Annotated in this window: 20 protein-coding genes; 16 read left to right on the plus strand and 4 right to left on the minus strand. The window is 54.6% G+C overall.

Annotated features, from left to right (window positions below; translation table 11 throughout):
• Positions 1-11 precede the first annotated feature (11 nt).
• From RUDLU_RS0114390 to RUDLU_RS0114425, 8 genes are all read left to right on the plus strand, one after another.
• The gene (locus RUDLU_RS0114390) at positions 12-587 is read left to right on the plus strand and encodes a thioredoxin family protein (RefSeq protein WP_019989094.1); all 576 of its coding nucleotides are present in this window, start codon (positions 12-14) and stop codon (positions 585-587) included.
• 133 nt (positions 588-720) lie between these two features.
• Positions 721-1,074 (plus strand): PadR family transcriptional regulator, encoded by a 354-nt coding sequence (locus tag RUDLU_RS0114395; RefSeq protein ID WP_019989095.1) that lies wholly within the window; start codon positions 721-723, stop codon positions 1,072-1,074.
• A 21-nt stretch (positions 1,075-1,095) separates the two neighbouring features.
• Complete coding sequence (locus RUDLU_RS0114400; protein ID WP_019989096.1) at positions 1,096-1,614, plus strand: hypothetical protein; 519 nt, start codon at positions 1,096-1,098, stop codon at positions 1,612-1,614.
• 131 nt (positions 1,615-1,745) lie between these two features.
• On the plus strand, positions 1,746-3,809 hold the full coding sequence (locus RUDLU_RS0114405) for a M13 family metallopeptidase (RefSeq protein WP_019989097.1): 2,064 nt from the start codon (positions 1,746-1,748) through the stop codon (positions 3,807-3,809).
• 282 nt (positions 3,810-4,091) lie between these two features.
• Positions 4,092-7,226 (plus strand): SusC/RagA family TonB-linked outer membrane protein, encoded by a 3,135-nt coding sequence (locus tag RUDLU_RS0114410; protein WP_027303071.1) that lies wholly within the window; start codon positions 4,092-4,094, stop codon positions 7,224-7,226.
• Between the two features lie 10 nt (positions 7,227-7,236).
• Positions 7,237-8,823 carry a SusD/RagB family nutrient-binding outer membrane lipoprotein gene (locus tag RUDLU_RS0114415; RefSeq protein WP_019989099.1) on the plus strand — a complete coding sequence of 529 codons (1,587 nt, stop codon included), beginning with the start codon at positions 7,237-7,239 and terminating at the stop codon, positions 8,821-8,823.
• Between the two features lie 68 nt (positions 8,824-8,891).
• The gene (locus RUDLU_RS0114420; protein ID WP_169578044.1) at positions 8,892-9,803 is read left to right on the plus strand and encodes a DUF1735 domain-containing protein; all 912 of its coding nucleotides are present in this window, start codon (positions 8,892-8,894) and stop codon (positions 9,801-9,803) included.
• A gap of 168 nt (positions 9,804-9,971) precedes the next feature.
• A complete protein-coding gene (locus RUDLU_RS0114425; RefSeq protein WP_019989101.1) occupies positions 9,972-10,790 on the plus strand; it encodes an SDR family oxidoreductase in 819 nt (272 codons plus the stop codon).
• A 251-nt stretch (positions 10,791-11,041) separates the two neighbouring features.
• On the opposite strand, the gene RUDLU_RS27470 is transcribed toward RUDLU_RS0114425, so the two are convergent.
• Positions 11,042-11,734: a porin family protein gene (locus tag RUDLU_RS27470; protein ID WP_019989102.1), complete on the minus strand. Its 693-nt coding sequence runs from the start codon at positions 11,732-11,734 to the stop codon at positions 11,042-11,044.
• Positions 11,735-11,874: 140 nt separating this feature from the next.
• On the opposite strand from RUDLU_RS27470, the gene RUDLU_RS0114435 reads away from it, so the two are divergent.
• Positions 11,875-13,074 (plus strand): acyl-CoA dehydrogenase family protein, encoded by a 1,200-nt coding sequence (locus RUDLU_RS0114435; RefSeq protein WP_019989103.1) that lies wholly within the window; start codon positions 11,875-11,877, stop codon positions 13,072-13,074.
• Between the two features lie 150 nt (positions 13,075-13,224).
• Positions 13,225-14,124: an oxygenase MpaB family protein gene (locus RUDLU_RS0114440; protein WP_019989104.1), complete on the plus strand. Its 900-nt coding sequence runs from the start codon at positions 13,225-13,227 to the stop codon at positions 14,122-14,124.
• A gap of 23 nt (positions 14,125-14,147) precedes the next feature.
• On the opposite strand, the gene RUDLU_RS0114445 is transcribed toward RUDLU_RS0114440, so the two are convergent.
• The 3 genes from RUDLU_RS0114445 to RUDLU_RS0114455 form a co-directional block, all read right to left on the minus strand.
• Positions 14,148-14,627, minus strand: a complete 480-nt coding sequence (locus RUDLU_RS0114445) for a tryptophan-rich sensory protein (protein ID WP_019989105.1) — start codon at positions 14,625-14,627, stop codon at positions 14,148-14,150.
• A gap of 142 nt (positions 14,628-14,769) precedes the next feature.
• Entirely contained in the window at positions 14,770-15,552 is a 783-nt protein-coding gene (locus tag RUDLU_RS30150; RefSeq protein ID WP_019989106.1) for an anti-sigma factor, read from the minus strand.
• The gene (locus tag RUDLU_RS0114455) at positions 15,549-16,157 is read right to left on the minus strand and encodes an RNA polymerase sigma factor (RefSeq protein WP_019989107.1); all 609 of its coding nucleotides are present in this window, start codon (positions 16,155-16,157) and stop codon (positions 15,549-15,551) included. Before RUDLU_RS0114455 ends, RUDLU_RS30150 begins: the two co-directional genes overlap by 4 nt.
• 181 nt (positions 16,158-16,338) lie before the next feature.
• Between RUDLU_RS0114455 and RUDLU_RS0114460 the strand changes: the two genes are divergently transcribed.
• The 6 genes from RUDLU_RS0114460 to RUDLU_RS0114485 all read left to right on the plus strand — a co-directional run bounded on the left by RUDLU_RS0114460 (position 16,339) and on the right by RUDLU_RS0114485 (position 26,098).
• Positions 16,339-17,493 carry a CaiB/BaiF CoA transferase family protein gene (locus tag RUDLU_RS0114460; protein ID WP_019989108.1) on the plus strand — a complete coding sequence of 385 codons (1,155 nt, stop codon included), beginning with the start codon at positions 16,339-16,341 and terminating at the stop codon, positions 17,491-17,493.
• A 238-nt stretch (positions 17,494-17,731) separates the two neighbouring features.
• Positions 17,732-19,870, plus strand: coding sequence for a T9SS type B sorting domain-containing protein (locus RUDLU_RS27480; protein WP_019989109.1), 2,139 nt, complete (start codon positions 17,732-17,734; stop codon positions 19,868-19,870).
• A gap of 111 nt (positions 19,871-19,981) precedes the next feature.
• A complete protein-coding gene (locus tag RUDLU_RS0114470; RefSeq protein WP_019989110.1) occupies positions 19,982-22,540 on the plus strand; it encodes an OmpA family protein in 2,559 nt (852 codons plus the stop codon).
• A gap of 301 nt (positions 22,541-22,841) precedes the next feature.
• On the plus strand, positions 22,842-23,672 hold the full coding sequence (gene ispE / locus RUDLU_RS0114475) for a 4-(cytidine 5'-diphospho)-2-C-methyl-D-erythritol kinase (protein WP_019989111.1): 831 nt from the start codon (positions 22,842-22,844) through the stop codon (positions 23,670-23,672).
• Between the two features lie 6 nt (positions 23,673-23,678).
• Complete coding sequence (locus RUDLU_RS0114480) at positions 23,679-24,287, plus strand: cytochrome c oxidase subunit 3 (RefSeq protein ID WP_019989112.1); 609 nt, start codon at positions 23,679-23,681, stop codon at positions 24,285-24,287.
• A gap of 167 nt (positions 24,288-24,454) precedes the next feature.
• Positions 24,455-26,098 carry a TldD/PmbA family protein gene (locus RUDLU_RS0114485; protein ID WP_019989113.1) on the plus strand — a complete coding sequence of 548 codons (1,644 nt, stop codon included), beginning with the start codon at positions 24,455-24,457 and terminating at the stop codon, positions 26,096-26,098.
• The last annotated feature ends 10 nt before the right edge of the window (positions 26,099-26,108 follow it).

The raw sequence follows: 26,108 nt of genomic DNA on the forward strand, positions 1-26,108 counted from the left end.
GCGAATAAAGCATGAAAACGCTTCTTACCCTCCTGTTGACCGTATGCATCGGCATAGCCGGTGTTGGCTTTACCACGGCGATCGGGGAACTGAAACCCGGTGATAAAAAAATTAAGTGGATGACCATTCAGGAGGCTTTTGCCGCTACGCAGAAGAAGCCGAAGAAAATATTTGTGGACGTGTACACCGACTGGTGCGGCTGGTGCAAGGTCATGGATCGGAATACGTTTACCAATCCGTACATCGTTGATTTCATGAACGAGAATTACTACTCCGTAAAACTCGATGCCGAAGGTAAAGAAGATATTACTCTCGGGGGCCGTACGTACAAATCATTGGGTAACGTACACGAGTTGGCCGCGGCCATGTTGCAGGGTAAAATGAGCTACCCAACTACCGTGTACCTGAACGAAAAAATGGAACTTATTCAGCCGGTACCGGGCTATCTGGAACCCCGGATGTTTCACCAGATTACGACGTACTTTGCCGGTGATTTTCACACCAAAGAGTCGTTTGACCAGTACAAAGCCGGTACCTATGTGAAAGAGTTTCAGGCTAAATTACCTAACCCGTCGGCCGGGCAGTAAATAGACAATCGCCTGACGGCTTGCTGGTTAATGCTACTTTATTCGATCCGCTCCAGGTAATGGAGCGGATTTTTTTTGCTTGTTGTTGGATATATAGTTTTCTTATATATATTTGATACAAGAATTTAGCACTATGGAACCATCAGCCAATGAATTTTTGCGGGGAACGCTCAAAACGATTGTCCTGAAATTGTTGGCCGAGCAGGGGAGAATGTACGGCTACGAGATCACGCAGGCCGTAAAGGAGCGTACCCGGGGGCAAATTACCCTGACGTTTGGGGCCCTGTACCCTGTTTTGCACAAACTCGAACAGGAGGGGCTGCTCGTTACGGAGTCGCAGGAAGTAGAGGGGCGGTTGCGCAAGTACTACTCGCTTACGCCCGGTGGCAGCCAGGTGGCTGTACAAAAAGTATCTGATTTCGAACAATTTATGGAGGCTATGCGCATACTGCTGTTGCCTCCTCCTTCGTTGGCCCCCGGCATGTAATCCACTTCAATCCTGTATAGTATGCAAAAGCTCTCGACTGCCCAGATCAAACAATTGCACGACCACCTAATCCGGCAAGGGGCTTCCGACGCCCTGCTGTACGAACTGCTCGATCACCTCATTTGTGAAGTAGAACACTACATGTGGATTGGGTTGCCCTTCGAGGCTGCTTTTGACAAAGTACTGCTCGAAGCCAGCCATACAGCCGTGCATTACCTCAACCAAACCTACCAAACCGCTATGGACCTTGATGCCATGCGGGGTGCGACCCTCGACGACATCGTGTTTGAGTTCCGCAACAAGTACTACGGCGCGTACGACCTCCGGCAGAGCTACCGATTGTCGTTGCTGAATGCCCTGCTGCTCGGTATTGGGGCGTTTCTGATGCTTGTGGTTTGGGTGGCTGCGTTTAATCAGCGGTCGTTCTCGTACATGAGTCCGCTGGGCCTCCTGTGGCTGGTGGGCGTGAGTTGCGTGGGGGTGGCCGTCGGGTCGTGGTTTTTGCATAATCTCCGGCAGCGGTATATGGAGATTTCCTAAGGGTGAGGGGGACCGTTTTGTGCGTATAACGAGTTGCGGCAATCAGGTGCGGAGCCGACGCCGGGTACGCTGGAATTGAGCTACTAATGCGTTAAATTTGTCTCCTTAATAGTCCAATTCCCAATTATCTCATGAACAAACGAATTGCTTTACTATCAGCGGTGGCCCTCTCGGCCGGCCTGATGGCAGCAACACCCCCCACAAACAAGCCCGCATCGGCTAAAGCCCCCAAGCCCGGAACGGCAAAGGGTCCTTTTATTGACCGCCAGAACATGGATCTGGCCGTAAAACCCGGCGATGATTTTTACCGCTACGCTAATGGAGAGTGGCTGAAGAAAAACACGATCCCGGCGTCGAAAACCCGCTGGGGTAGCTTCGACGAACTGCGCGAAAAAAGCTTGCAGGCCATGAAAACCCTGCTCGAAGACGCCACCAAAAGCACCAACCGGGGCCGCCTGTACCAGATGGTGGGTGATTTCTATTCGAGCGGGATGGATAGCGTGTCCATCGACAAAAAAGGCTTTGACCCCATCAAGGCCGACCTCGCCCGCATTGATGCGGTAAAGAACAAGGCGGATGTGCTGAACGAAATGGCGTATCAGCGGACGCAGGGCAATGGTATGCTGCACGGCTTTTTTGTGGCACAGGATCGTAAAAACGTGAGCAAGTACCTGCCCCAGCTCTCGCAGGGTGGAACTACGCTGCCCGACCGTGACTATTACCTCAAAAACGACCCGCGCAGTCAGAAGATCCGCGAAGCTTATCGCGATCACCTGACCAAGATGTTTGGCCTGATTGGCGAAGAACCCAGCCGGGCTTCGCAAAACGCTGATCTGGTTATGCGACTCGAAACCGCGCTGGCGCGGGCGCAGATGTCGCGGGTGGAAATGCGCGACCCGTACAAAACCTACAACAAACTGACCGTAACTGACCTCACCAAGCAAACGCCCGGTATGCCCTGGGCTAGCCTGATGGAGAAAATGGGCGTACGGAATCAGGATACCGTGCTGGTACAGAACCCGTCGTTTTTACGGTCGGCAGATAGTCTCCTTACGGCAACGCCTGTAGAAGATATCAAGACCTATATGCGCTGGAATCTGCTGAAAAGCTCGGCCCCATATCTGAGTGAGCCGTTCGTGAAGCAGAACTTCGCCTTTAGCCGCGTGCTGACCGGTCAGAAAGAGCAAACCCCACGCTGGCAGCGGATGAGCAGCCTGATCGACGGGACGCTGGGCGACTTGCTGGGGCAGTTGTACGTACAGCAGTACTTTAAGCCCGAAGCCAAGCAGCGGATGCTCGTGCTGGTTGATAACCTGGAGGCTTCGTACAAAGAGCATATCAACGGATTGGAGTGGATGAGCGCTGATACCAAAAAGCGGGCGCTGAACAAGCTGACCTCGTTTAAGCGCAAGATTGGATACCCCGATAAGTGGAAAAACTACGATGGCGTAACCATCCGGCGCGATGACTTCTACGGCAACGTAAAATCGGCAAGCAAGTGGTCGTACAACTACATGATCAACCGGCTGGGTAAGCCCATCGACAAAACGGAGTGGGGTATGACACCGCCGACCGTAAATGCCTACTACAATCCCGTAAACAACGAGATCGCGTTCCCGGCGGCTATTCTGCAATTCCCTTTCTTCGATTTTGAAGCCGACGATGCCATCAATTACGGTGGTATCGGGGCTGTAATCGGGCATGAAATGACCCACGGTTTCGATGATTCGGGCCGGCAGTATGATGCCGACGGTATGCTACGCGATTGGTGGACGAAAGAAGATGCGGCTAACTTCAAGCAGCGGGCCGATCAGGTGAAGGAGCAGTTTTTTGGCTTCAAAGTTCTCGACTCGCTCAAGGTAAACGGTCAGCTGACGCTGGGCGAAAACCTGGCCGATCTGGGTGGCCTGGCCATTGCCTACGATGCGTTCAAGAAAACGAAGCAGGGTAAAAGCAAAGCCTTGATCGACGGTTTCACACCCGATCAGCGTTTCTTCCTGTCGTGGGCGCAAATCTGGCGGGCCAATGTACTGCCCGAGACGCAGGCGCAGTTAATTCTGACGGATCCGCACTCTCCGGGGCAGTACCGTTGTAACGGACCGGTAGCTAATATCGATGCCTGGTACAAGGCATTCAACGTGCAGCCGGGCGACAAAATGTACAAGCCGGCCGATCAGCGGATAAAGGTCTGGTAACTAACTTACCCTAATGAATGTTTTAGAAAAAGCGGGCTTTTGTCCGCTTTTTTTGTGTATTTCCTAAAAATTAAATTTTCAAAAAACGTCCAAAAAAATTGGTTTTCTGCACGGTCTTATATACGTTTTTCTTAGGAAAATTCAATAAAAAAGCTTTTTTCTGGGCTATTTATGGTGTTTGTTACCGGTAAGTTACAATTGCAAATTGTTTGAATTGGCAGAATGTATGCATACATTTGTCGGTAGTACACAAATTATTTTTTCGTTTCTTAATCTATCAACATGCAAAAAATTCTACTGCTTTGTCTGTTGCTTATGGGCGTGCTGAGTGGGCCGTCGTGGGCACAAGACCGACGCGTTACCGGTAAGGTAACGTCTGAAGAAGATGGCTCTGCATTGCCCGGGGTAACCGTTAGCATTCCAGGGCTGGCCAACGTGGGTACGCTGACCGATGCGAAGGGAGCATTCTCGTTGAATGTACCGGCAGGCACGCGTACGCTGAACTTCTCGTTCGTAGGCTTCCTCAGCAAGCGGCTCGATATTCCGGCTTCCGGCGTTATCAACGTCGTGCTGGCAACGGATTCGCGTCAGTTGAACGAAGTCGTTGTAACGGCCGGTGGTTTGACCGCTCAGCGCCGCGAGTTGGGTAACCAGGCGACAACCATCAAGTCGCAGGAAATCACCCAGGGTAAGTCATCGAACATCGCGGCTGGTTTGTCGGGTAAAGTGCCCGGTCTGGTTATTACGGCGGTAAGCAGCGGGGTTAACCCGAACTATCGTCTGGTTTTGCGGGGTAACCGCTCATTGACTGGTAACAACCAGGCCCTTATTATCATCGACAACATCATCTCACCAAACAGCATTTTAGGCAACCTCAATCCCGAAGATATTGAAGATATTCAGGTACTCAACGGTGCGGGTGCTGCTGCTCTTTACGGTTCTGATGCGTCGAACGGCGCCTTGATCGTGACCACGAAAAAAGGAAAGGCTGGCGTAACGCAGGTGAAACTGTCGAACACCACTACGTTTGAGCGCGTAAGCTACCTGCCCCAGCTGCAAACGCAGTTTGGCTCAGGTACTACCCCGGACGATGTGCCTACGTACACGCCGTACGAGAACCAGCAGTATGGCCCGGCTTTCAACGGAAGCATGGTTCAGATTGGTAAGCCGCTGCAGGATGGCTCTATTCAGGAAACGACCTACGATCCTAAGTACTCGCGGGAGAAATTCTGGAAGACCGGCGTGCAGAATCAAACGGACTTCAGCATTTCGTCGGGCGACGATAAGTCGACCTACTTTGTATCAGGTCAGTACTTTACACAGCAGTCGACCGTGCCTTATGACAAGTATCAGCGGTACAGCGTGCGGGCCAACAGCACACGTCAGATCCACAAAAACCTGACGGCTATTTTCAACACGAACTTCATTGCCAACCGATACGACATCAGCAGCGCAACGGGCGCGGCTTACGAGCACCTACTCATGTCGCCTGCACAGGTGGATGTAACGAAGTACGAAAACTGGCGGACCGATCCGTTTGCTAACCCGAACGGCTACTTCAACGAGTACTACCCCAACCCGTACTTCACGCTGTCTAATAACCGCAGCCTGACCCGTAACGACTATTTCCAGGGTAACCTCGAACTGCGGTTCACGCCGATCAAGAATCTGGCTCTGACGTACCGGGTTGGTATCAGCACCCGCAACAACTCATCGAAGGGCTCAACGGGTAAGTTCATCTACTCGGACTACACTAAGAGTATTTCGGGTAGCTCGAAGACCGACATTGCCGGTGGCGTTTCGGACTACAGCGGTTTCTCGACGCAGCTGGTGAATGACCTGATTGCGAACTACAAGACGAAGCTCAACCAGAATTTCTCACTGGATCTGGTAGGTGGTGCATCATTGCGCGACAACACAAATAAAGATGTATCGGTGAGCGCCAACGGCCTCGTAATTGACGGTCTGTTCAACGTAGGTAACAGCTTGAACAACCCCGGCGCCGGCGAGGCTAACTACCAGACCCGGCAAGCCGGTGTCTACGGTTCGGCTCAGTTGGGCTTCCGCGATTACCTGTACATTAACGTAACGGGCCGGAATGACTGGCGTTCGGTACTGGCGAAGGGTAACCAATCGTTCTTCTACCCCTCGGCTAACTTCTCGTTTATCGTAACCGACGCATTCCCAGCTCTCCAGTCTAACGATTGGCTGCAAAGCCTCAAGATTCGGGGCGGTTACTCACAGGTAGGTCAGGTAAACATCGGTGGTAACCCCGGCGGTGCTTACTCGCTGAACACCACATTTGGTCAGGCTTATGGCTATCCGTACGCCAGCGGTGCTGGTTTCACGGTAGGCAACCGCCTGGTATCACCGAACATCAACCCCGAAATCACGACGGGTATCGAAGGTGGTCTCGATTTCGAACTGCGTAAATACCGCGTAACGGGTAGCATCACGGCGTACAAGACCAGCACGGTTGATCAGACGATTTCGGTACTGGTTTCTACCGCAAGCGGGTTCAGCAACTTGCTCACCAACGTGGGTGAAGTTGAAAACCGGGGTCTTGAGTCGACGCTGAGCATTACGCCAATCCGTACCTCAAGCGGTCTGGAAGTAACGTTGGGTGGTAACTACACCCTGAACCGTAACAAAGTAATTTCGTTGTCAGACCAGTCGGATCAGTTGATTCTGTCGACGGTTGGTACGGCTTCACGCGTTTTGGCGAAAGTAGGCGAGCCGTTCCCGCTGCTCCAGGTAACCCGCTACAACCGTGACCCACAGGGCCGGATCATTGTTGACCCGATCACGGGCTACCCAGCCAGCGACGGTTCGTTCACCAACGTAGGTATCACGACTCCTCCGCACATTGTGGGTCTGAACTCACTGGTGAAATACAAGAGCTTCCGCTTCACGACCCTGTTCGAATACCGCAACGGTCACTACATCTACAATGCTGTATCGACGGGTTACGATTTCTCAGGGGCTGGTATCCGTACTACCTGGTTCAACCGCGATCGTTTCGTAATCCCGAACTCATCGATCAAGCAGGCCGATGGTTCGTACGTTGCCAACACCAATATTGCTGTACGCAGCGGTGGTGCTGACTTCTGGACCGACGGAACCCGCAACACGGGTATTGGTGAGAACTACACCAACTCGGCTGGTTTCTGGAAGCTGCGCGAAGTAGCGCTTTCGTACGACGTTCCGGCTACGCTGCTGGCTAAATCACGCTTCGTGAAGGGAGCAACGATTAGCGCTCAGGGCCGTAACCTGTTTATCTGGGTTCCCAAGTCGAACCTTTACACCGATCCAGAGTACAGTGCCAATGGTGCTGACAGCAACGCCGTTGGGGTAACCAACCTGGGTCAGACTCCGCCAGCCCGTTACATGGGTGGTACGGTATCCTTCACGTTCTAATTGACGACCAATGAAAAAAATACATATCTATTTGTTGTTGACGCTCACCACCTTCTTCGCTACTTCCTGCGAAAAGTATCTGGACGTTAACACCAACCCCAACCAGGCTACCAGCGCTTCGGCACAACTCGTGTTGCCTCAGGCTATTGTTGGTACAGCTGCTATTACGTCGCAGTTCAACTTCAACTACGGAGCTCACTTCGGTGGCTACATCGCCAATGCCGGTGGTTTCTCCGGTTTTGGCAACCTGCTGAACTACAACCTTGTACCGGGTGATTATAACTTCCTGTGGACGAATACCTACGATAACCTCCAGGATTACAAGTATGTACTGGAGCAAACCGACGGTAAAGACGATCAGGCGTATTACAACGCTGCGGCTCGTATCATGACGGCCCTGAGCTACCAGCGTCTGGTCGACGCCTTCAACGACGTTCCGTACAGCGAGGCTCTGAAAGGCAACGGTAACCTGGCTCCGAAGTATGACTCGGGTTCGGCGGTGTATCAGGATCTGATCAACCAACTCGATCAGGCCATTGCAACGATCAACAATGCGAAGTTCCCGCTGGGTCTCAACTCGTCGTCGGACCCCCTGTTTGGTGGCGATATGACCCGCTGGAAGCAGTTTGCCAATACCATTAAGCTGCGCATTCTGATTCGGATGTCGGGCGTTGCTGCGTTGTCGTCGTTTGTGACCTCAAAGGCAGCGGCCCTGGATAAGAACCTGGGTTTCCTGGCAGCTGATGCTATTGTGAACCCCGGTTATGTGAAAGACAAGCCAAACCCATCGTGGAACACGTTTGGTTACTCAACTACGGGTACGCTGGCTAACTCGTCGCGGATTTCAACCCAGTATGTGTACGGCTTCTACAACGGTCAGAAACTGACCGATCCGGGCCGGGGTAGCGTGATCTTCAAAAACTTTGGGGTGAGCAACCCGGCTACGCCGATCAACCAGTTGGGCAACGAGTCGAACGCGCCGACGGTTATTACCAACTACTCAACCTGGTACACGGGTACGTTTAGCAGCGCATCGAGCATCAGCAACGCTCTGGGCGTACTGAAAGGCCCCTCGCAGGGACAGGTTCTGATGCTGGCCGCTGAGTCGAGCTTTTTGCAGGCTGAAGGCCGGTTGAAAGGCCTGCTGGCGGGCGATCCGGCGGTACCCTTCAATCAAGGTATCACCGATTCGTACACGTACCTGTATAAGGACGTAACCAACGTGGTGGCATCGAACAAGAACGTAGCAACCGACGTAGCCAAGTACAAATCAGACAACGCGGCCAGCTACCTTGTAAACTTTAGCCTGGCGACTACCAATGAGCAGAAGCTGGAGGCTATCATCACCCAGAAGTACATTGCGGTGGCGATGATCAACTCAGAAGAAGGCTGGAACGAATACCGTCGGACGGGTTACCCAAAAACTAACCCGGCTGGAAACGGATACACCAACATTGCTTCGAACAAGTCGAACTCATCACGGCCCGATAAGCTGCCAACCCGCGTACTGTACCCATCGTCGGAACAGTCGTACAACTCGGCTAACTACAAGGCAATCAACGTATTTGGCGATCTGATTTTCTGGGACCCCAATTGATCTGACTCATGAAAAAATATTTCAATATACTTTTAGTTTTTGCGTTGGGAATGGTCCTGACGTCATGTTTGAAGGACACCATCACGCTGGACCCCGACAAGTCGACCAACGTGATTGAGTTCAAGAATCCGTCGAGTTTTGTGTCGCCGTACGGTAGCAAGTATGCCCTGTACACCAAGGCGTTTGATTTGGCCCCCGAAAATAGCTACACCGTTACGGTAAGCTATTCGGGCGCGCAGGTGGCTCCCGAAGATATCGCCGTAACACTCGGTATCGACGAGCCGGCCATTAAGCAGTACAACACCGAACAAAGCACGGCGTATGAACTGATTCCGGCTTCGTTGTACACCCTTCCTACATCGGCAACGATTCGGAAAGGCGAGCGTACGGCCGATGTCGTGCTGAAGTTCAAAAGCAACAACTTCGATTTCAGCAAGAACTACGTGCTGCCGCTTCAGATCAAATCGGCCTCAACAGGTACCGTTAGCGGTAACTTCGGCACGATTCTGCTGAGCGTAAACGCCAAGAACAAGTACGACGGCGTTTATACCGTGAAAGGAACGATGGTCGACGTAACGAACGCTGCCTTTAAGCACCTGACCGAAGTAGGTCAGCCGCTGGAGTACTCGCTCGAAACGATCTCGGCCACCAAGTGCGCCATCGTTGACCGGGAGTATGGCATCGGCGCTCCGGCACACGTGTTCTGGACAGGTACCGGTATCAGCTACTACGGCAGCTTCGGTGCGGTGGTTGAATTTGACCCGGCTACGGACAAGGTTGTAGCGATCACTAACTTCTACGGTCAGCCCGCGGGTAACACCCGTTCGGGTCGTCTGGATCCATCGGGTGCCAACAAATACGACCCAGCGGCAAAAACCATCAGCCTGAACTACTTCATGGTTCAGCCAAGCGTGGTAGCCGCTGCCCCCAACGTTCGGACTACCTGGAAAGAGACGCTGACGTTCTCGCATCCTCGCTAAGAGAAGCCTAAACCGAACGGGCCTTTGTTCGTTCGGGTAGCACAAAGCCGTGCCGGAAAACTCCCGGCACGGCTTTGTTTGTTTAGCACAGAAGAGGACTTTTGTGTTTTGTTCTGGGAGCATTACTCCACTGTACCGAAAGTGCCCCCACTAATCAAACAGCTAAAGATGACGAACACCCCGCGAATCAGTATTATCGGCTTAGGGTGGCTGGGTTTGCCATTGGCGCAGGCTCTGTTGCAAAAAGGCTATTCGGTAAAAGGCAGTACCAGTACCCCCGAAAAAGAGTCTTCGCTACAGCGTAGCGGGTACGATGCCGTGGTTATGGCGCTCGAACCAGCGCCGAAGGGTAACTTGTCCTACTTGCTGGAAGCCGATGTGCTGGTGGTGAATGTGCCGCCCAAAGCCGGCAAAATGGGTGATGCGTTCCACCCGGAACAGATGCGGCACCTGGCTGATGCCGTCGCGGCATCAGCCGTGCGGTGGGTGCTTTATGTCAGTTCAACTTCGGTGTACCCCGAGCTGAATCGGGAGGTAGTCGAAACGGATGTACAAACCCCCGACGAATCGGCGGCTCCGGCGCTGTTGCAGGCCGAGCAGATCTGGCAATCGCTCCAGACCGATTCTTTCCAGGTCACCATCCTGCGCTGTGGGGGCCTCATGGGCTACGAGCGACAGGCGGGTAAATACGTAGCGGGTCGTACGGTCGATAGTGGGGCTGTGCGGGTCAACTACATACACCGCGATGATGCCGTGGGGTTGCTGGTAGCCGTGCTCGAGCAGGGGCTTACGGGCGTGTACAATGTGGTAGCTCCGCAGCACCCGACCCGCGCCGAGGTATATGCGGCTAGTTGCCAAAAACACGGCTATGCCTTGCCGCAGCTGGTTGAGCCAGAGTCTCCGTTGCCCTTCAAACTGGTTTCGTCGGCCAAACTGATTGCTCAGACGGGATACTCGTTTAGTTACCCTGATCCCCGATTATTCTGACAATTGGTTTAACGTGAGTTATGGAAAATGGCTGACGCAAAGGCCTTCGACAGGCTCAGGCTGACCTCAAATTTGTGAGCTGCCCGTCAGCCTGAGCCTGTCGAAGGCCTTTGCGTCAGCAACTAATTGTAAATCAGGTAGTAGAGGCCTGCGTCATCCATAATTCACGTTGGTTTAATACAGATACCAAAAAAGGGCCGCATCCTGATAGGAGCGGCCCTTTTTAAGCGAAATGCAGATTGAATCGACGCTTACCGGCGCAAGGGCAATTTCTGATCGCCGGGGTTGTAGTTACGGCCTACGCCGAAGTTGTAACCCAGTCCGATTGTGATCGTTTGGTTGCGCGTAACGCCGGGTGTGGTCATCACATCGGTCAGGCCCTGCGTAAAGCGCGTGTCGATGATAAACCGCTCGCGGTTCCGCACCCGGAAGTTGAGTTGCAAGCCCGCCGTAATGCCAATGTCATAAGGCCGGGTTGAGTTGATATTGTCGAACTTATCGGCCGGAGAACCCTGCGTCGGGTCAAAATTGGCGCCCGTCCGGAAATTAACGGATGGTCCGAGCAGAATGTTAGGCCGGAAATTACCGCCATCGTTCAGGAAATAGCGGGCCGTGGGCGTGATCTCGATATAGTTGATCCGCTGGCGCGAGTTACCGTTGGTGTAGCGGGCACCGCGTTGTGAATAGAGGGCGTCGATCGCAAAACCAAAATGGCTGATGTCGCTGTACATGGCTCCTAAACCAGCCGAAAAACCGGGTAGAAATTTGGTGTCTGAAACCTGATTATTCGGAATTATCACGTCGCCACTAAATTTCGACAGATTCAGGCCCAGCCGTGGCCCGAGGCTCCACCGCTGACGCGTTTGAGCATTGGCAGTAGCTAAGGCAATGATTATGAGCGATAACGTGAGTAATGTGCGTTGAAAAAAAGCAATCTTTTGCATAGTGAATTTGAATGTGTTACTGCGGGGTAAACGAGCCCACAAGATGAATGTTTGATTTTGGCCCTTCACTTTCTTGAACGGTCCGGGGGGCGTACTTTTGACGGTTGTACAACACTACGAAGAAATTGCATTAACAGACTATGAAGCGCCCCTCCCTTTATTTTTCCGACGATCACGACCTGTTTCGGCAGAGCGTTCGGCAGTTTATTCAGACCGAAGTAGTACCCAATACCGAGGCTTGGGAGACCGCCCGGCGTATTCCGCTCTCCATTTTTGAGCGAATGGGTCAACTTGGGTATCTGGGCTTGCCATACCCCGAAGCCTACGGGGGCTCCGACGCCGACTTCTGGTACTCGGTTGTTTTTCTGGAAGAATTGGCCCGTTGTGGCATGGGTGGGTTTACAACGGCCGTGAGTGTACACGAGTACATGGCCGTGAATCATCTGGCTAAGGCCGGGAGCCCGGCACTGAAAGAAAAATACCTCGTGCCGGCCATTGCGGGTCAGAAAGTAGCCGCCCTTGCCATTACTGAGCCCGATGCTGGTTCCGATGTGTCGGCTATCCGGACGGTCGCCCGCCGACAAGTCAATGCCGATACGGGGGCCGAAGAATACGTTATCAGTGGGGCCAAAACGTTTATCAGCAACGGCACCTACGGCGATTTTGTCACGCTCACGGCCCGCACCAATACCGAGGGGGCGGCCCAAAATGGACTGAGCCTGATTGTGGTCGATCTGGACAGCCCCGGCATTACCCGCACCAAGCTGAACAAAATGGGCTGGCACTCGTCGGACACGGCCGAAATTCGTTTTGATGAGGTGCGTGTGCCCGTTACCAACCTCATCGGGCAGGAAAACATGGGCTTTTACTACCTCATGGAGAGCCTGCAACTGGAGCGGCTCGTGGCGGCCATCATGGCGGTGTCGGGGGCTGATCTGGCCCTTTCGTGGACGTTGCAATACATACAGGAGCGGGAGGCTTTCGGAAAGCCTATCGGGGCATTTCAGGCCATTCGGCACAAAATAGCCGACGTGGCTACCGAAATCGAGATGGCCCGGCAGTTTGTGTACCACACCTGCTGGCTCTACACACAGGGCGAAGTGGTGGTAAAAGAATGCTCTATGGCAAAACTCTACACCTCCGAAATGCAGAAACGGGTAGTGGATACCTGCCTTCAGTTTTTTGGCGGCTACGGCTACATGGACGATTACCCCATTAGTCGGGCCTACCGCGACGCCCGCGTGGGCACCATAGCGGGTGGCTCGTCGGAAATCATGCGTGAGATTATCGCCAAAATTGTGATTGATGCCGTGGGCTACAAACGGGTGTACAAAACCTGAAAGGGTGTAGGGTAAGTTCTTTTTTTCGACAGGATTACAGGATGTACAGGATTTTCTTCCCTAAAAATAATCCTGTACATCCTGTCGAAAAAACAAACCTGTCCTACACCCACCTGAAAGACTTTCTCTCTCCAAAAACCGATTTGATGTATGGAATACGCAAAAAAATGGGGCTTGTTCCGCAACCCGGCGGTGCGGCAGGAGCTGGAACAACTCGACCCCGAACACGACTACGAACGGATGGTGCAGTTGCTGGTAGGCTATGAATTCCCGTTCGACATTACGCGGGCGCTCGAACTGGCCCTGTTTCATACCTACGCCAGCCCGAGTATTTCGGGCTTGCTGGCGCGTACGGGTGAGTTTAAGCGACGCGGGCAGCAGCGTTACGACGATACGAGTCTGCTCATCTCGTGGTTCATGCAGGAGGGGCTCGACAGCGAGCTGGGCCGCCGGGCCATCGACCACATGAACCGGATTCATGGGGCGTATCCCATTGCCAACGACGATTACCTGCTCGTACTCTCTACGTTCGTGTTTTACCCTATCGATTGGCTGGCGAAGTACGGCTGGCGCGCGCTCACCGCCCGCGAGAAACGGGCTCTGTTTCGGTTCTGGATGGAAGCAGGTCGCCGGATGCATATTCAGAACCTGCCCGACACAATTGAGGGCTTGCGGGCCTTCACGGATGCCTACGAGGCCACTCATTTTCGGTACACCGAGTCGAACCGGCGCATTGCCGATGCCACCGTCCGGATCGTCGAAAATTGGTTCCCGGCTCCCCTGCGGCCGCTTGTGCAACCTACTTTTGCCGCACTCATCAGCGAAAAACTACGGCAGGCCTTTGGCTACGGGAAGCCGCCCCGCCTGTTTGTGGCCCTGCTTGAGGGGGCTTTCTGGCTTCGGAAACAGCCGCTTCGATACATCACGTTTAAGCCCTACCCAACCCGCATTGACAACACCCACTACCGATCGTACAAAGCTGGCCTGCCCGAGATCGAAGCCCTGGGGCCTGCCAGCCTGCAACGGGTAATCCGACGCGAGGCTGGGTAGAGACTACCGGCGGTCAGGTTTGGTTAGATCAGGTGTTCGGCTTTGAGTTCGCCCAGCACGATGAGGGTGGCGAAAGCCGTCCAGACGATAACCGGTACGGTCAGATACGCGGCCAGTTTCGAGATGGGTAACAGCTGGTAAATCACCAGCCCGGCAAACAGAATCACGATAATGTTGCCGATGAGCCCAAACCAGAGAGCTGAGATGTGCGTCAGTTTGGCAAAACCGAGTGTGTAGTAGGCGTAGGTGGCACACAGAAAAGCGAGGGCAAACAGCCACCATTGTGCCTGAGGCTGCGCCGTGGGTAGTAAAGCAGACCGAGCCACGCCGAGGAGCGCAAACAGGACAAACCAAATAATCGGGATTACGTAACCGGGTGGCTGGTACCACAGCCGGGGCGCAGTGTCGTTACCAAATTCCAGCCCGATAAATGGAGCCGGAATATTCACGACGGTCAGAATACCGTAAAAAATCAGGATGCTGCTGATAATGGTCCAGGCCATAGTGGAGTATAGGTGAGAGTAGGTCAACAGCTTTCAGATGCTATCTTATGTGCAGAAAGCCTAATAGCTGATGGTTAACGCGGTGTCAAGCAACGTGCTTTAGGAGATAACAAGCTGACAGGCAAAGAGTTTAGGTAATGGATCAGGGCTTGTCGGGCTGGGGCCATCCCAGCCCCCACAGAATAAGCTGCCGTTTGTGGGGCCAGTTGGAATACTGCCGCACTAATTGCTCCGCTTCGGCTCTCTGGGCGGGGCTGGGCCGGAAGTCGCGCCGGGGTTTCTTCCCTCTTTCGGCAATGAGGATCCCGTCTTCGACCTCAACCTGTTGTACTGAGCCGTCGGCCCGGGTGCGGACACGTACCGAAATTGGCCCCTGAAAACCGGCCGATGCCTGAGCCCGCAGATATGCAGCAAACGTTTCTTTTTCCGACTGGCTCAGGTTCGTGGCAAAAAAATAGGCAAACCGGTCGGTATGGCGGTTGGCATGCGCTTCCAGGGCGGCTACGGTCTCTACGGTCTTCTGTACGGCCGAGTCGCCGGGTCCAATTTCAACGGGGAGGCCCCCGACCGCTTCGGTGTGCTGATCGGGTTGACGAAGGGGCTTTTTAGCCGGTTTCGTGTTGAAAATAAAATACAGGGCCACCCCCATCATCAGCAAAATGGAAGCGGCCATGGTTGTCACCCAAAGCGGGAACAGCCGTTTCTCGGTAGCCGATTCGTTGATCCGCTGGTGCAGAGCCTGCCGTAATTGCGCCGTTTGGCGGGGCAGTGAGGCACCGGTACGCTGCAAGGCTTCGAGCCCTTCGAGTGCATCGGCATAAAAGGGGTCTTCGAGCAGCAAACGCTCAACGCGGTGCCGGGCCGGGCCGTCGAGTTGGCCAGCCTGATAAGCGCGCAGTTCGTCGATAGTCAATTGATTGTTCACTGGCTCATGCAGTTTTTCAGGTTTCGGCGGCCGTTTTGCAGGAAGCTCTTCACCTGTTTCAGGTCGAAGCCGGTCAGTTCGGCCACTTCGACGTATGATTTTTCTTGTAAATAAAACAGTTCGATACACTGCCGCTGCTGCGGAGGCAGCGTTTGCAGGCATCCATTCATGCGGTTCAGGTTCTCTTCGAGATAAAACGCATCGTCATCATCGTCCGGTTGAACAGGCAGCCGTTGCCCCGCACGCTCGTCATCGTCGGTAGGGAGCAGGCCATCGGCGGGTTCAACCACGGCCGTTTTACGGCTACGCAGTATCATGAGGCAGTAGTTGCGGGCTACGCTATGCAGCCAGCTTTTAAAATTACTTACCTCATGCCGGCGCAGGTCGTGTATCAGTTGCTCAAACAACTGCATTACGGCATCGCGGCTTTCTTCTTCATCGCGCAGGTACTTGAAACAAACCGCGTACACCAGATCCATATGCCGCTCATACAACTCACCTAGCAGTTCCAGGTCGCCCGATTCGCGGTAGGTCGCAACATACTCGGCATCCGTTTGCGGGCGCGAAGAGGGCGAGCGAAAAGGGAGAAACCGCTTCAGAAACATCAGCAGGCAAGTTTATAAAGCAACCGGATGCGGGGTAAATGTACGCATTCAGTCAGTAGATGCATTGGCGTGCCAAATTCCACACGAGCCCGCACGCCAACCGATTTGGCGGGGCATTCCATTACCGACAAACTTTCGTCAACTTTGCGGATAGGCCACTTCGTTTCCAATACCCAATCGCATGACCGACCGTAAACCCGCCACCGGCCCGCTTGTGGGTCTTCGTGTTCTTGATCTCACCCGGTTGCTACCGGGCCCACTCGGTACCATGTTGATGGCCGATATGGGGGCCGAGGTGATTCGGATCGAGAACCCCAATAGCCCCGACTACGTTCGGATGTTTCCGCCCCACATCGAGGGCGAATCGGTCAACTACCTGATGTACAACCGCTCCAAGAAGAGTGTGTTGCTCGATTACCAGACTCCCGAAGGCCGGGCGCAGTTTCTCGATCTGGTCACCACGGCCGATGTCGTGGTCGAGCAGTTTCGGCCCGGCTACCTCGACCGGCTGGGGCTGGGTTACGCCACCGCCCGCGCCCGCAACCCCCGGGTCATTTATGTGTCGGTTACCGGGTATGGCCAAACAGGCCCCTACGCGCGCTTAGCCGGCCACGACCTTAATTATCTCGGTATATCGGGCGTGCTGGGTCTCACTGGCAACCCTGCCGAAGCGCCGACACTGCCCGGTGTTCAACTGGCCGACATTGCGGGGGGCTCGTACGGCTGTGTGATGGGGACTTTGGCGGCTGTGTACGCCCGCGAGCGCACGGGCGAGGGGCAGCACGTCGATGTATCGATGACCGACGCCGTCATGCCGTTGCTGTCGGTAGCCTACAGTCTGTTTGCGGGCGGTATGAACCCGCAGCGCGGCCAAATGCCTTTGTCGGGTGGGTTGCCCAATTATGGGGTGTACCCCACAAAACCGGAGCCCGATGGCCGGGTCAGGTATGTGGTGCTGGGGGCGCTGGAGCCCAAATTCTGGCTCAAATTCTGTAACCTGCTCAATAAGCCCGACTGGATGGGCTTCATGCTTCCACAAAGCCCCGACGAGCTGGTGGCTTACAAAAATCAGTTACAAGACCTGTTTCTGGAGCGGACCCAGGCTGAGTGGGTGCAGTTTGGCACCGAGCATGATCTGCTCATCACGCCGGTACATGATCTCGCCGATCTGGCTACCGACCCACATCTTACGGCCCGTAACATGGTTCTGACTGAACACCACCCCGTAGTAGGTTCTGTACCCTCAATTGGGGTACCGATCAAGTTTTCGGCAACGCCTGCTCAACCGGCATGGCCTGCTCCAAAACTGGGCGAAGATGGTAGTCATGATATTTAAATGCGATTAAGTGACAAAGGAGTGTATAGATGAAATAATGTTGATTAAATATGGCATGATTTATGTTCAACCCCGGCGTTTTTGAGTGGAGCAGAAAGAGAAGGGCCGTACTGTAAAAAAATAAGCCAGAAAAGGCGCAAACAGGCCAATAAAGGCCTTGGCATGATATTCGACTGAATGCAAGTGGATAGAGCTGTTTTTAGGTATAAACAGCAGACGAAAAAATTATCCGCGTTGCATGGTATCAACTTTACGTCAACACACGACAGGCTGGTTGTTTACAGCGTTCCTGATTGGGCGGTTGGCCACGAGTGCCTGCGCCCAAACGGCAGATGCCTGTATAGCCCCGGCAGCACCCGTGCTGAAAAGCGACCGAACGGATATTTGCCGGGGTGAGTCGGCTGTGCTTTCGGCAACGGGCTGCACCGGCACCATCATCTGGAGTACCGGCGAAACAGGCCCGCAAATTACGGTTCAGCCTACGCAAAATACGCGTTACACGGCTCTTTGCCGGTCGGCGCAGGGCTGCCTGAGCTGCTTTGCCGACGTGGTCACGATTCGGATCAATACACCTCGTCCGCCGGTGGTAACGCCTTCGGCTTCGCCCGTATCAGCGGGCGATCAGGTGACGCTTACCGCGAGCGGCTGCGCCGGCACCGTGAGCTGGCCCGACGGCACAACCGGGCTTACCACGACCTTCCGGGTCAACGAAACAACCACGTTCAGCGGGGCTATCTGTACCGTGAATAGCTGCCCCAGTGTGGGCTCTGTACCAGTTCAGTTGCTGGTAGCTACGCCCACCCGGCCAGTCGTGACGGCGGCTAAATCGGCCGTTTGCTTTGGCACAACCACCACCCTTACGGCGAGCAACTGTCTGGGTGTCGTACGCTGGTCGAACGGGCTGTCGGGCGCAACCATTGCCAGCAATCTGAATGCTACCCAAACGTACCGGGCTGTTTGTCAGGTTGGAAGTGCGCGTAGCGATAGCTCCGAGGCCGTAACCGTGCAGGTGTTGCCTGCCCAGTTTACGCCAATTGTAAAGCAGCGGACCTTTACGAACCGTTGCCCGTTTCAAACGATTGACTTAACACAGGCCATTCCGGCCGACCCCTCGGCCAACCCATCCGGGCAATGGCTGTTTCGGTACACCCAGGACCCCAACGGCCCCGACGTGAAATCGCCGATGGCAGCCGGGCCGGGATCGTACTTCCTGTACCTGAAAACGAACGACGGCTGCTTCAGCGGGGCCGTGCCCATTCAGGCCGAACGAACCCCCTGTCAGGATGGTATTGCGCCCTGTATCAGCAATCCGCCCCGGGTAGTGGCCTGGACCGATTCGCTCAATGCCGAGCGCCAATCGGTTGTATTGCAGGCTCGGATCGGGGGCGATGTTGAGGAACTGACGTGGAGCACCACCGGTAGCGGCCTGCTGACAGACCCCAAACGGGTGCCGAGTCGGTATTTGTTTTCCGAAGCCGACCGGCAGCGCGGCTCGGTTGTGTTTGCCCTGACCACGCCCGACCCCGACGGCAGCGGCCCGTGTGTGGGCGCAGTGGCAAGCCTGACCGTTGCCGTACCGCGCGCCGACAATGCCTTGCGTGAAATCGTAGGCCTGAGCAAAAAAGTATTTGAACCGGTTTGGCTCGAAAATGGCGAGGTGGAACTGACGTACCACATGACGGTAAAAAATGGGGGGCAGTACGACCTGAGCAACATTCAGGTAACCGACGATCTGGCCGAAGCCTTTACGGCATCGGGTGCTAAGGTCAAGGCGGTTGTGGTCAATGAGTTTAATGGGTTTCGGGTCGATCCAACGTACACAGGGATTGCGCCCAACACCAACTTGCTGGCTCGTGGCCAAACCTTGCCATCAGGCGGAGTACTGGGGGTAAGGCTACGGGTGCGGCTCAATGTGGGTGAGGCCCGCACGCTCACCTTCAGCAATCAGGCACAGGTGCAGGCAGTTGATAAAAACGGCGCTTTGTGCCGCGACTTATCGACCAATGGCGATAATCCTGACCCCGATAGCAACGGTAATCCGGCGGATAACGATGAGCCAACGGTGATTACGCTTCAGTCGGTATCGCCTGAGGGCACCGTGTTTATTCCCGAAGGTTTTTCGCCCAATGGCGATGGGATCAATGACCAGTTTGTGGTGAGTCGAGTCCCAACAAATACAACGGTTCAGCTGAAAGTGTACAACCGTTGGGGGAGCCTGGTGTATGCCAGCGACAACTACCGTAACGACTGGAGCGGCACCTCGAATCAGGGAGGAGTGGGCCCCAAAGGGCAGGGTTTGCCCGAAGGGACGTACTTCTACACCGTTCGGTTGAGCGATGGCCGGGAGTACACCCGCTTCCTCACGCTCAGTCGGTAAGTTATTTTTTGGCAAGAAGGAGATAACCCTATCGAAATAGAATACTTTAGGTAGTTCTTTTGCGTATTGAAATCGAGCTTTTGGCTCAATAACGTTAACCCAAGCGAACCAATGACTCGCTATAGGACATTTCTGAGCGTGCTGGCAACCTTTTTGTGGGTGGCGGTGGTATGGGCCGAAAGCCCGGCCAACGGTCCGCGCACAAAAAAGAACGCCGGGCGTCGTCAGACCGTGACGGCTACTGCCCCCAAAGCAGTGCCCCCCAAAGTGCCTCTTGTAACGCCCGACTCGCTGTTGCGGCAGGCCGACCGAATGGTCAGCTGGAAGGCGTACGGCCGGGCGATCGACATCTACACGCAGTTGCTGGCCGATACGGAGGGCCCTTTGAATGCAGCCCAGCGCACGGCCGCTACGGTTGGCCTTGCTAATGCCTACCGGTTGGTGGGCGATAATACAAAGGCCGAAAAGTACTACCGCGACTGGCTCGCCAGGGTACCTGCCACCGAACGCCGACCGCAGCCAGTGTTGCAGTTGGCCCAAACTCTGGCTGCCAACGGCAAGTTTAAAGAAGCAGAAGGGTTTTACGAGGAATACAACCAGTTGCTCGATGCGCAGAAAGCGCGCCGGGCAGCCGAGGTGACCACCGAGGCCGGGCAACGCTCGCGGAGTAGTCAGCCGGTGCAATACCGGCTCGAAAGCCTCGAACTGAACACCAAAAACGAAGAGTTCAGCCCGATGTATTACCGCAACGGGCTGGTGTACGTGGCCGGTAGCAAAGGCGGATCGGCTATCGAAACGGCCGGGAGTGGGGGCGGTTCGGGCTACCTCGACCTCTTGTATATTCCGAACCGGAACGATATTCTGGCGTCGACTATTATTGGCCCCGATGGCTCGGAAATTAAGGCCGATAACCCGCGTAACCGTCGTCGGAATCGGGTAGGTGAAGATGCCTATACCCGCCCAACCTCCAATGATTCGAAAACGGTGCCGAGCTTTTCGGGCGGTATTCGGGCGTCGGAAGGGCTGGGTTACGATGCCCGCCCGGTCAGTGCGGCTCAGCAGTTCAGCAAATCGCTCAATACGCGCTACCACGAGGGCCCGGCTACGTTTTATGCCGATGGCTCGCGGATTATTTTTACCCGCAACAACTACAATGACGGCAAAGCCCGCAAAAGTGCCGAGGGCGTAAATAAACTGAAGCTCTACACGGCCGAGCAGCAAAACGGGGCATGGGTCAACGTCGAAGAGATGCCCTTTAACAGCGACGAGTATTCGGTGGGCCACCCTACGCTAACCCGCGACGGCCGCACGCTCTACTTTGCGTCGGATATGCCCGGCGGACAGGGAGGCAGTGATATTTACGTCACCCAGTACGGGAACGGACGCTGGTCGAAACCCGTCAATCTGGGGGCTACGGTTAACTCAAAAGGAAATGAGCTGTTTCCGTTTGTGGATGAAGCCGGTAATCTTTACTTCGCATCTGACGGCAAACGCGGGCTGGGAGGACTCGATATTTTCATGGCTACGATGGCTGGCACGGCTCCCCAAACTGTTGAACACCTCGATGCGCCCATCAACTCGCCACAGGACGATTTTGGTCTGATTACCGACGCCAACCGGCAGTCGGGTTACTTTAGCACTAACCGGCGCAATGGTAGCGACGATATTATGCGGTTTGTGCGGCAGAGCTCGCTCTACGCCTGCCGCGACCTTACCATCCGACTCTATGACGCCGACACCGATCAGCCGCTCGATAGTGTGCAGGTTGATGTGGTGGGCCGTACCGAAGGGGGCGAAGACCAGCAACTGCTGACCGATAAAAACGGGCTTGTACGGCTTTGTTTGCAGGGCGATAGCGAGTTTCGGTTTGTATCGTCGCGCGATGGATACGTGAGCAGTACCGTGGGTTTTTCAACACAAGGCCTCACCGATGACCAGCCCAGCCGGTTGGAAATCGGCCTGAGCAAACCCACTCTCATGATCGACACGGTGTACACGGCGGCACCGGGCTCGGCCGCTGACATAGCTACCCTGACCCGCTCGCGTATCCGGGGTATAGTGGCTACTGAGCGCGATCAGCGACCTATCGAAGGCGTGACGGTGACTCTCCGGAATGAATGTGACAAAAGCGTACAGTCGGTGGTGACAGGCCCCGATGGGGTATATGTTTTTGACCTGACCGAAGGCTGCGATTACACCCTCGTTACCCGTAAGCCAACCTACGGCACCAGCACGAAGAAAATCAAGAAGCTTCCCAAGAAATCGAAGCCAAAACAGGTTGAAGCCGACGTACGTATGTTCAGCGTGGGCGATGTAGTCACGCTCGACAATATTTACTACGATCTGGACAAATCGAGTATTCGTACCGATGCGGCCCGCGAGCTCGACAAGCTGGTGTCGACCATGCGCCGGTATCCATCGCTCGTGATCGAGGTTCGGTCGCATACCGACAGCAAGGGCGACGCGGCCTACAACCGGGAGCTGTCGACACGCAGGGCGCGGTCGGTGGCCGATTATTTGGTGTCCAAGGGCATCAGTCGCAAACGCATCACGGCGCGCGGCTACGGTGAGTCGATGCTGTTGAACAACTGCACCGATGGGGTCATCTGTACCGAAGACGAGCATCAGCGCAACCGCCGGACGGAGTTTAAAGTGTTGGCAATCAAATAAGTTTAAGCAATCGGGTAGAAGTGAATGTATAATGAACAATGTAAAATGGATAATTAAACTGCTGATCGTCAGCAGGCAATCCAATTATTCATTATGCATTTTACATTGCTCATTCACTTGAACGTGTCTGCCCTTCATCGCAATGAGTGGGTTGCGAAAGGTTGACATAACTAAAAACCAAAAACCATAAACGGGCTAAACCGTATTACATAAAGTACTCGATGATGTTTCGGGCCGGGCGCTCTGAAATGAGTAGTGCCTACAGGTCAGCTGCTAACGTCCGGTGCTTTATTTTTGCATCATGCTCGGTTTTCCCAACTGTAAAATCAATATCGGTCTTCAGATTACCCAACGCCGACCCGACGGCTACCATAATCTCCAATCCTGTTTTTACCCGGTGGGTTGGTCCGACGTGCTGGAAATCATTTCCGTATCGGCCAATGATGCCCCGGTACCGGTGCAGTTTACCGCTACCGGGATTCCGATTCCCGGCGATCCCTCGGCGTCCAACAACCTTTGCGTGCGTGCCTACGAAGCCCTCCGGGCCGATTTTGACCTGCCGCCCGTAAAAATGCACCTGCACAAAATTGTCCCCATCGGGGCGGGGCTCGGCGGGGGCTCGGCCGATGCCGCCCTCACCCTCAAGCACCTCAATGGTATGTTTGAGCTGGGTCTGAGCCTGGCGCAACTGGAAGAGTACGCGCGCCCGCTCGGAGCCGACTGTGCATTTTTTATTCAGAATCGCCCTCTATACTGCGTGGAAAAAGGCGATGTGTTTGAGTCGCTTGCCGTTGACCTGACGGGGTATCATATCGTGCTGGTGTACCCAAATCTGGCCATTTCGACGGCCGAAGCTTACGCGGGTGTGCGCCCCCATCAGCCCGACGTACCCCTGCGCACCCTGCTCGAAGCTCCGCTGAGTGAGTGGCGGCACACGGTCCATAACGATTTTGAAGATAGTCTGTTTCCCCGGTACCCTGTTTTGGGTGAGCTGAAAGCCCAGTTGTACGAGTTGGGGGCGGTGTATGCCGCCATGACGGGCTCGGGCTCTACGGTTTACGGGATTTTTGGGGCCGAGCCGAACGGTATGGCCGTTTTTGAACGTTATACAACCTGGCAGGGGAAACTCTAAGCTTGCATGAGTAATGTCTTTACCAAACGGCGGGAGCCGTTCCGTTTCATGGTTTGGCTCGGCATTGGGGGTAGCGTGTTGCTCTTCACCATTTTGCTGACCACCTACATTGTCCGAAGCACCGGGCCCGGCTGGGCCGAGGTTCGGTTACCCAATGTGTTTCTGATTAGTACCGTGGTGATTCTGCTCAGCAGTTTTACCCTGCACAATGCGAATCGGGCGTTTCAGACCGAGCGGTTTGCTCTGTACCGAACCAACATGGGTATGACCCTCGTGTTGGGAACGCTGTTTATCCTGTTGCAGGGTTGGGGCTGGCGACAAATGGTGGTAGCGGGCGTTGGGCTGGAGGGAAATCCGGCCGGGGGCTTTGTCTATATTTTGTCGGGCCTGCACCTGCTTCATATTCTGATCGGCCTTATTTTTCTGGTGATTGCGTTGCTCGAAGCCATGCGCCGTCGACAATACGTCGACTCGTTTGTGTACAGCGTAAACCCACCCAATCAGCTCAAGCTCAAGCTGATCTCATTGTACTGGCATTTTGTGGATATCCTGTGGGTAGCTCTGTTTTTGTTTCTGTTGCTGCATCACAGCCTCAACTGGAATCTGATGGCCTGAGTAAGCGCCTGTTTCCGAGAGAAGCCGAGCCTTAGGGTTCGGCTTTTTTTGTGCGATACAGCCATATAAAATTTGCCGTTCATCATTATTGGCCCCGTTGCGTTCTGTTTTTCGCGATATTGCCAGTCAGTACTTCAACCATTAATGCAACTATTTTTATTGACTGCATGAATCGAAGAAACTTCATTCAACAGGCGGGGCTGGGCGTAGGAGCACTCATGGGCGCGTCAGTTCCGATTGTCGGAAATGCCGTACCCCTCGAACGCTTGCTCGAACCCGGAGTCGATGTGGCCATCAAAAAACGTATGGCCGATATTGCCCTCAACGCGGCCCGGAGCCGGGGCGCCACCTACACCGATGTGCGGATCGGGCGCTACCTCCAGCAGTTTCTGTTTACCCGCGAAAAGCAGGTGCAGACCATCACCAACGCAGAGAGTTATGGCGTGGGTATCCGGGTGATCGCCAACGGCACCTGGGGCTTCTCGGCTACTTCCGACGTCACCCCCGACGGTATTGCCAAGTGCGCCGAAACCGCCGTAGCCATTGCCAAGGCCAACTCAAAAATTCAGACTGAGCCCGTGCAGCTGGCCCCGCAAAAAGGCGTAGGCGAGGTGACCTGGAAAACGCCCCTGACCAAAAACGCGTTTGAGATTCCGGTGCAGCAAAAAGTTGATCTGCTGATGAAGGTCAACAATGCGGCCCTCGACAACGGCGCGGCTTTTGTGACCTCCAACCTGTTCTTCATCAACGAACAGAAGTACTTTGCCTCGACTGATGGCTCGTACATCGATCAGGATGTGCACCGGATCTGGCCTACGTTTACCGTAACGGCGGTTGACCGGGCGGCCGGTAAGTTCAAAACCCGCGATGCCCTCAGCTCACCCATGGGTATGGGCTACGAATACCTCGATGGGTTGGCTTCCGAAAAAATCCCCGGTCCCAACGGGCTGGTTGGCTACCGGAACTCGTACGACATGGTCGAAGACGCTACCCTCGCTGCCAAACAGGCGAAGGAGAAGATGACCGCCAAGTCGGTAGAGGCTGGTAAGTACGACCTTGTACTCGACCCCAACCACCTCGGCCTGACCATTCACGAGTCGGTGGGGCACCCCCTCGAACTCGACCGCGTACTCGGCTACGAGGCCAACTACGCCGGTACCAGCTTTGCTACCCTCGACAAGTGGCAGTCGAAAAACTTCAAATACGGTAGCCCGATTGTCAATATCGTGGCCGACAAAACCCAGGTCGGTTCGCTCGGGGCTGTTGGGTACGACGACGAAGGCGTACCGGCCAAAGAGTGGAATCTGATCAAAGACGGCATTCTGGTCAATTACCAGGCCATTCGGGATCAGGTGGCCATCATTGGTGAGAAAGAGTCGCACGGTTGCTGCTACGCCGACAACTGGGATTCGGTGCAGTTTCAGCGGATGCCCAACGTATCGCTCAAGCCCAGCACCGAGAAGCGTTCGGTACAGGACATGATCAAGGGTGTCGACAAGGGCATATACATCATTGGCCGGGGTTCGTTCTCAATTGATCAGCAGCGCTACAACTTCCAGTTTGGCGGGCAGCTGTTTTACGAGATCAAAAATGGTCAGATCGCGGGTATGCTCGACGACGTGGCGTATCAGGCCAACACCCTGGAGTTTTGGAACTCGTGCGCCCAGCTTTGCGACAAAGACGACTACCGTACGTTTGGGTCGTTTTTCGATGGCAAAGGTCAGCCCTCGCAGGTCAGCGCCGTATCACACGGTAGCCCGACTACGCGCTTCAATGGGGTCAATGTGATTAATACCAGACGGAAAATCTAACGTGTTTTGG

This window comes from Rudanella lutea DSM 19387, assembly GCF_000383955.1.
In the GTDB taxonomy this organism is placed as follows: domain Bacteria; phylum Bacteroidota; class Bacteroidia; order Cytophagales; family Spirosomataceae; genus Rudanella; species Rudanella lutea.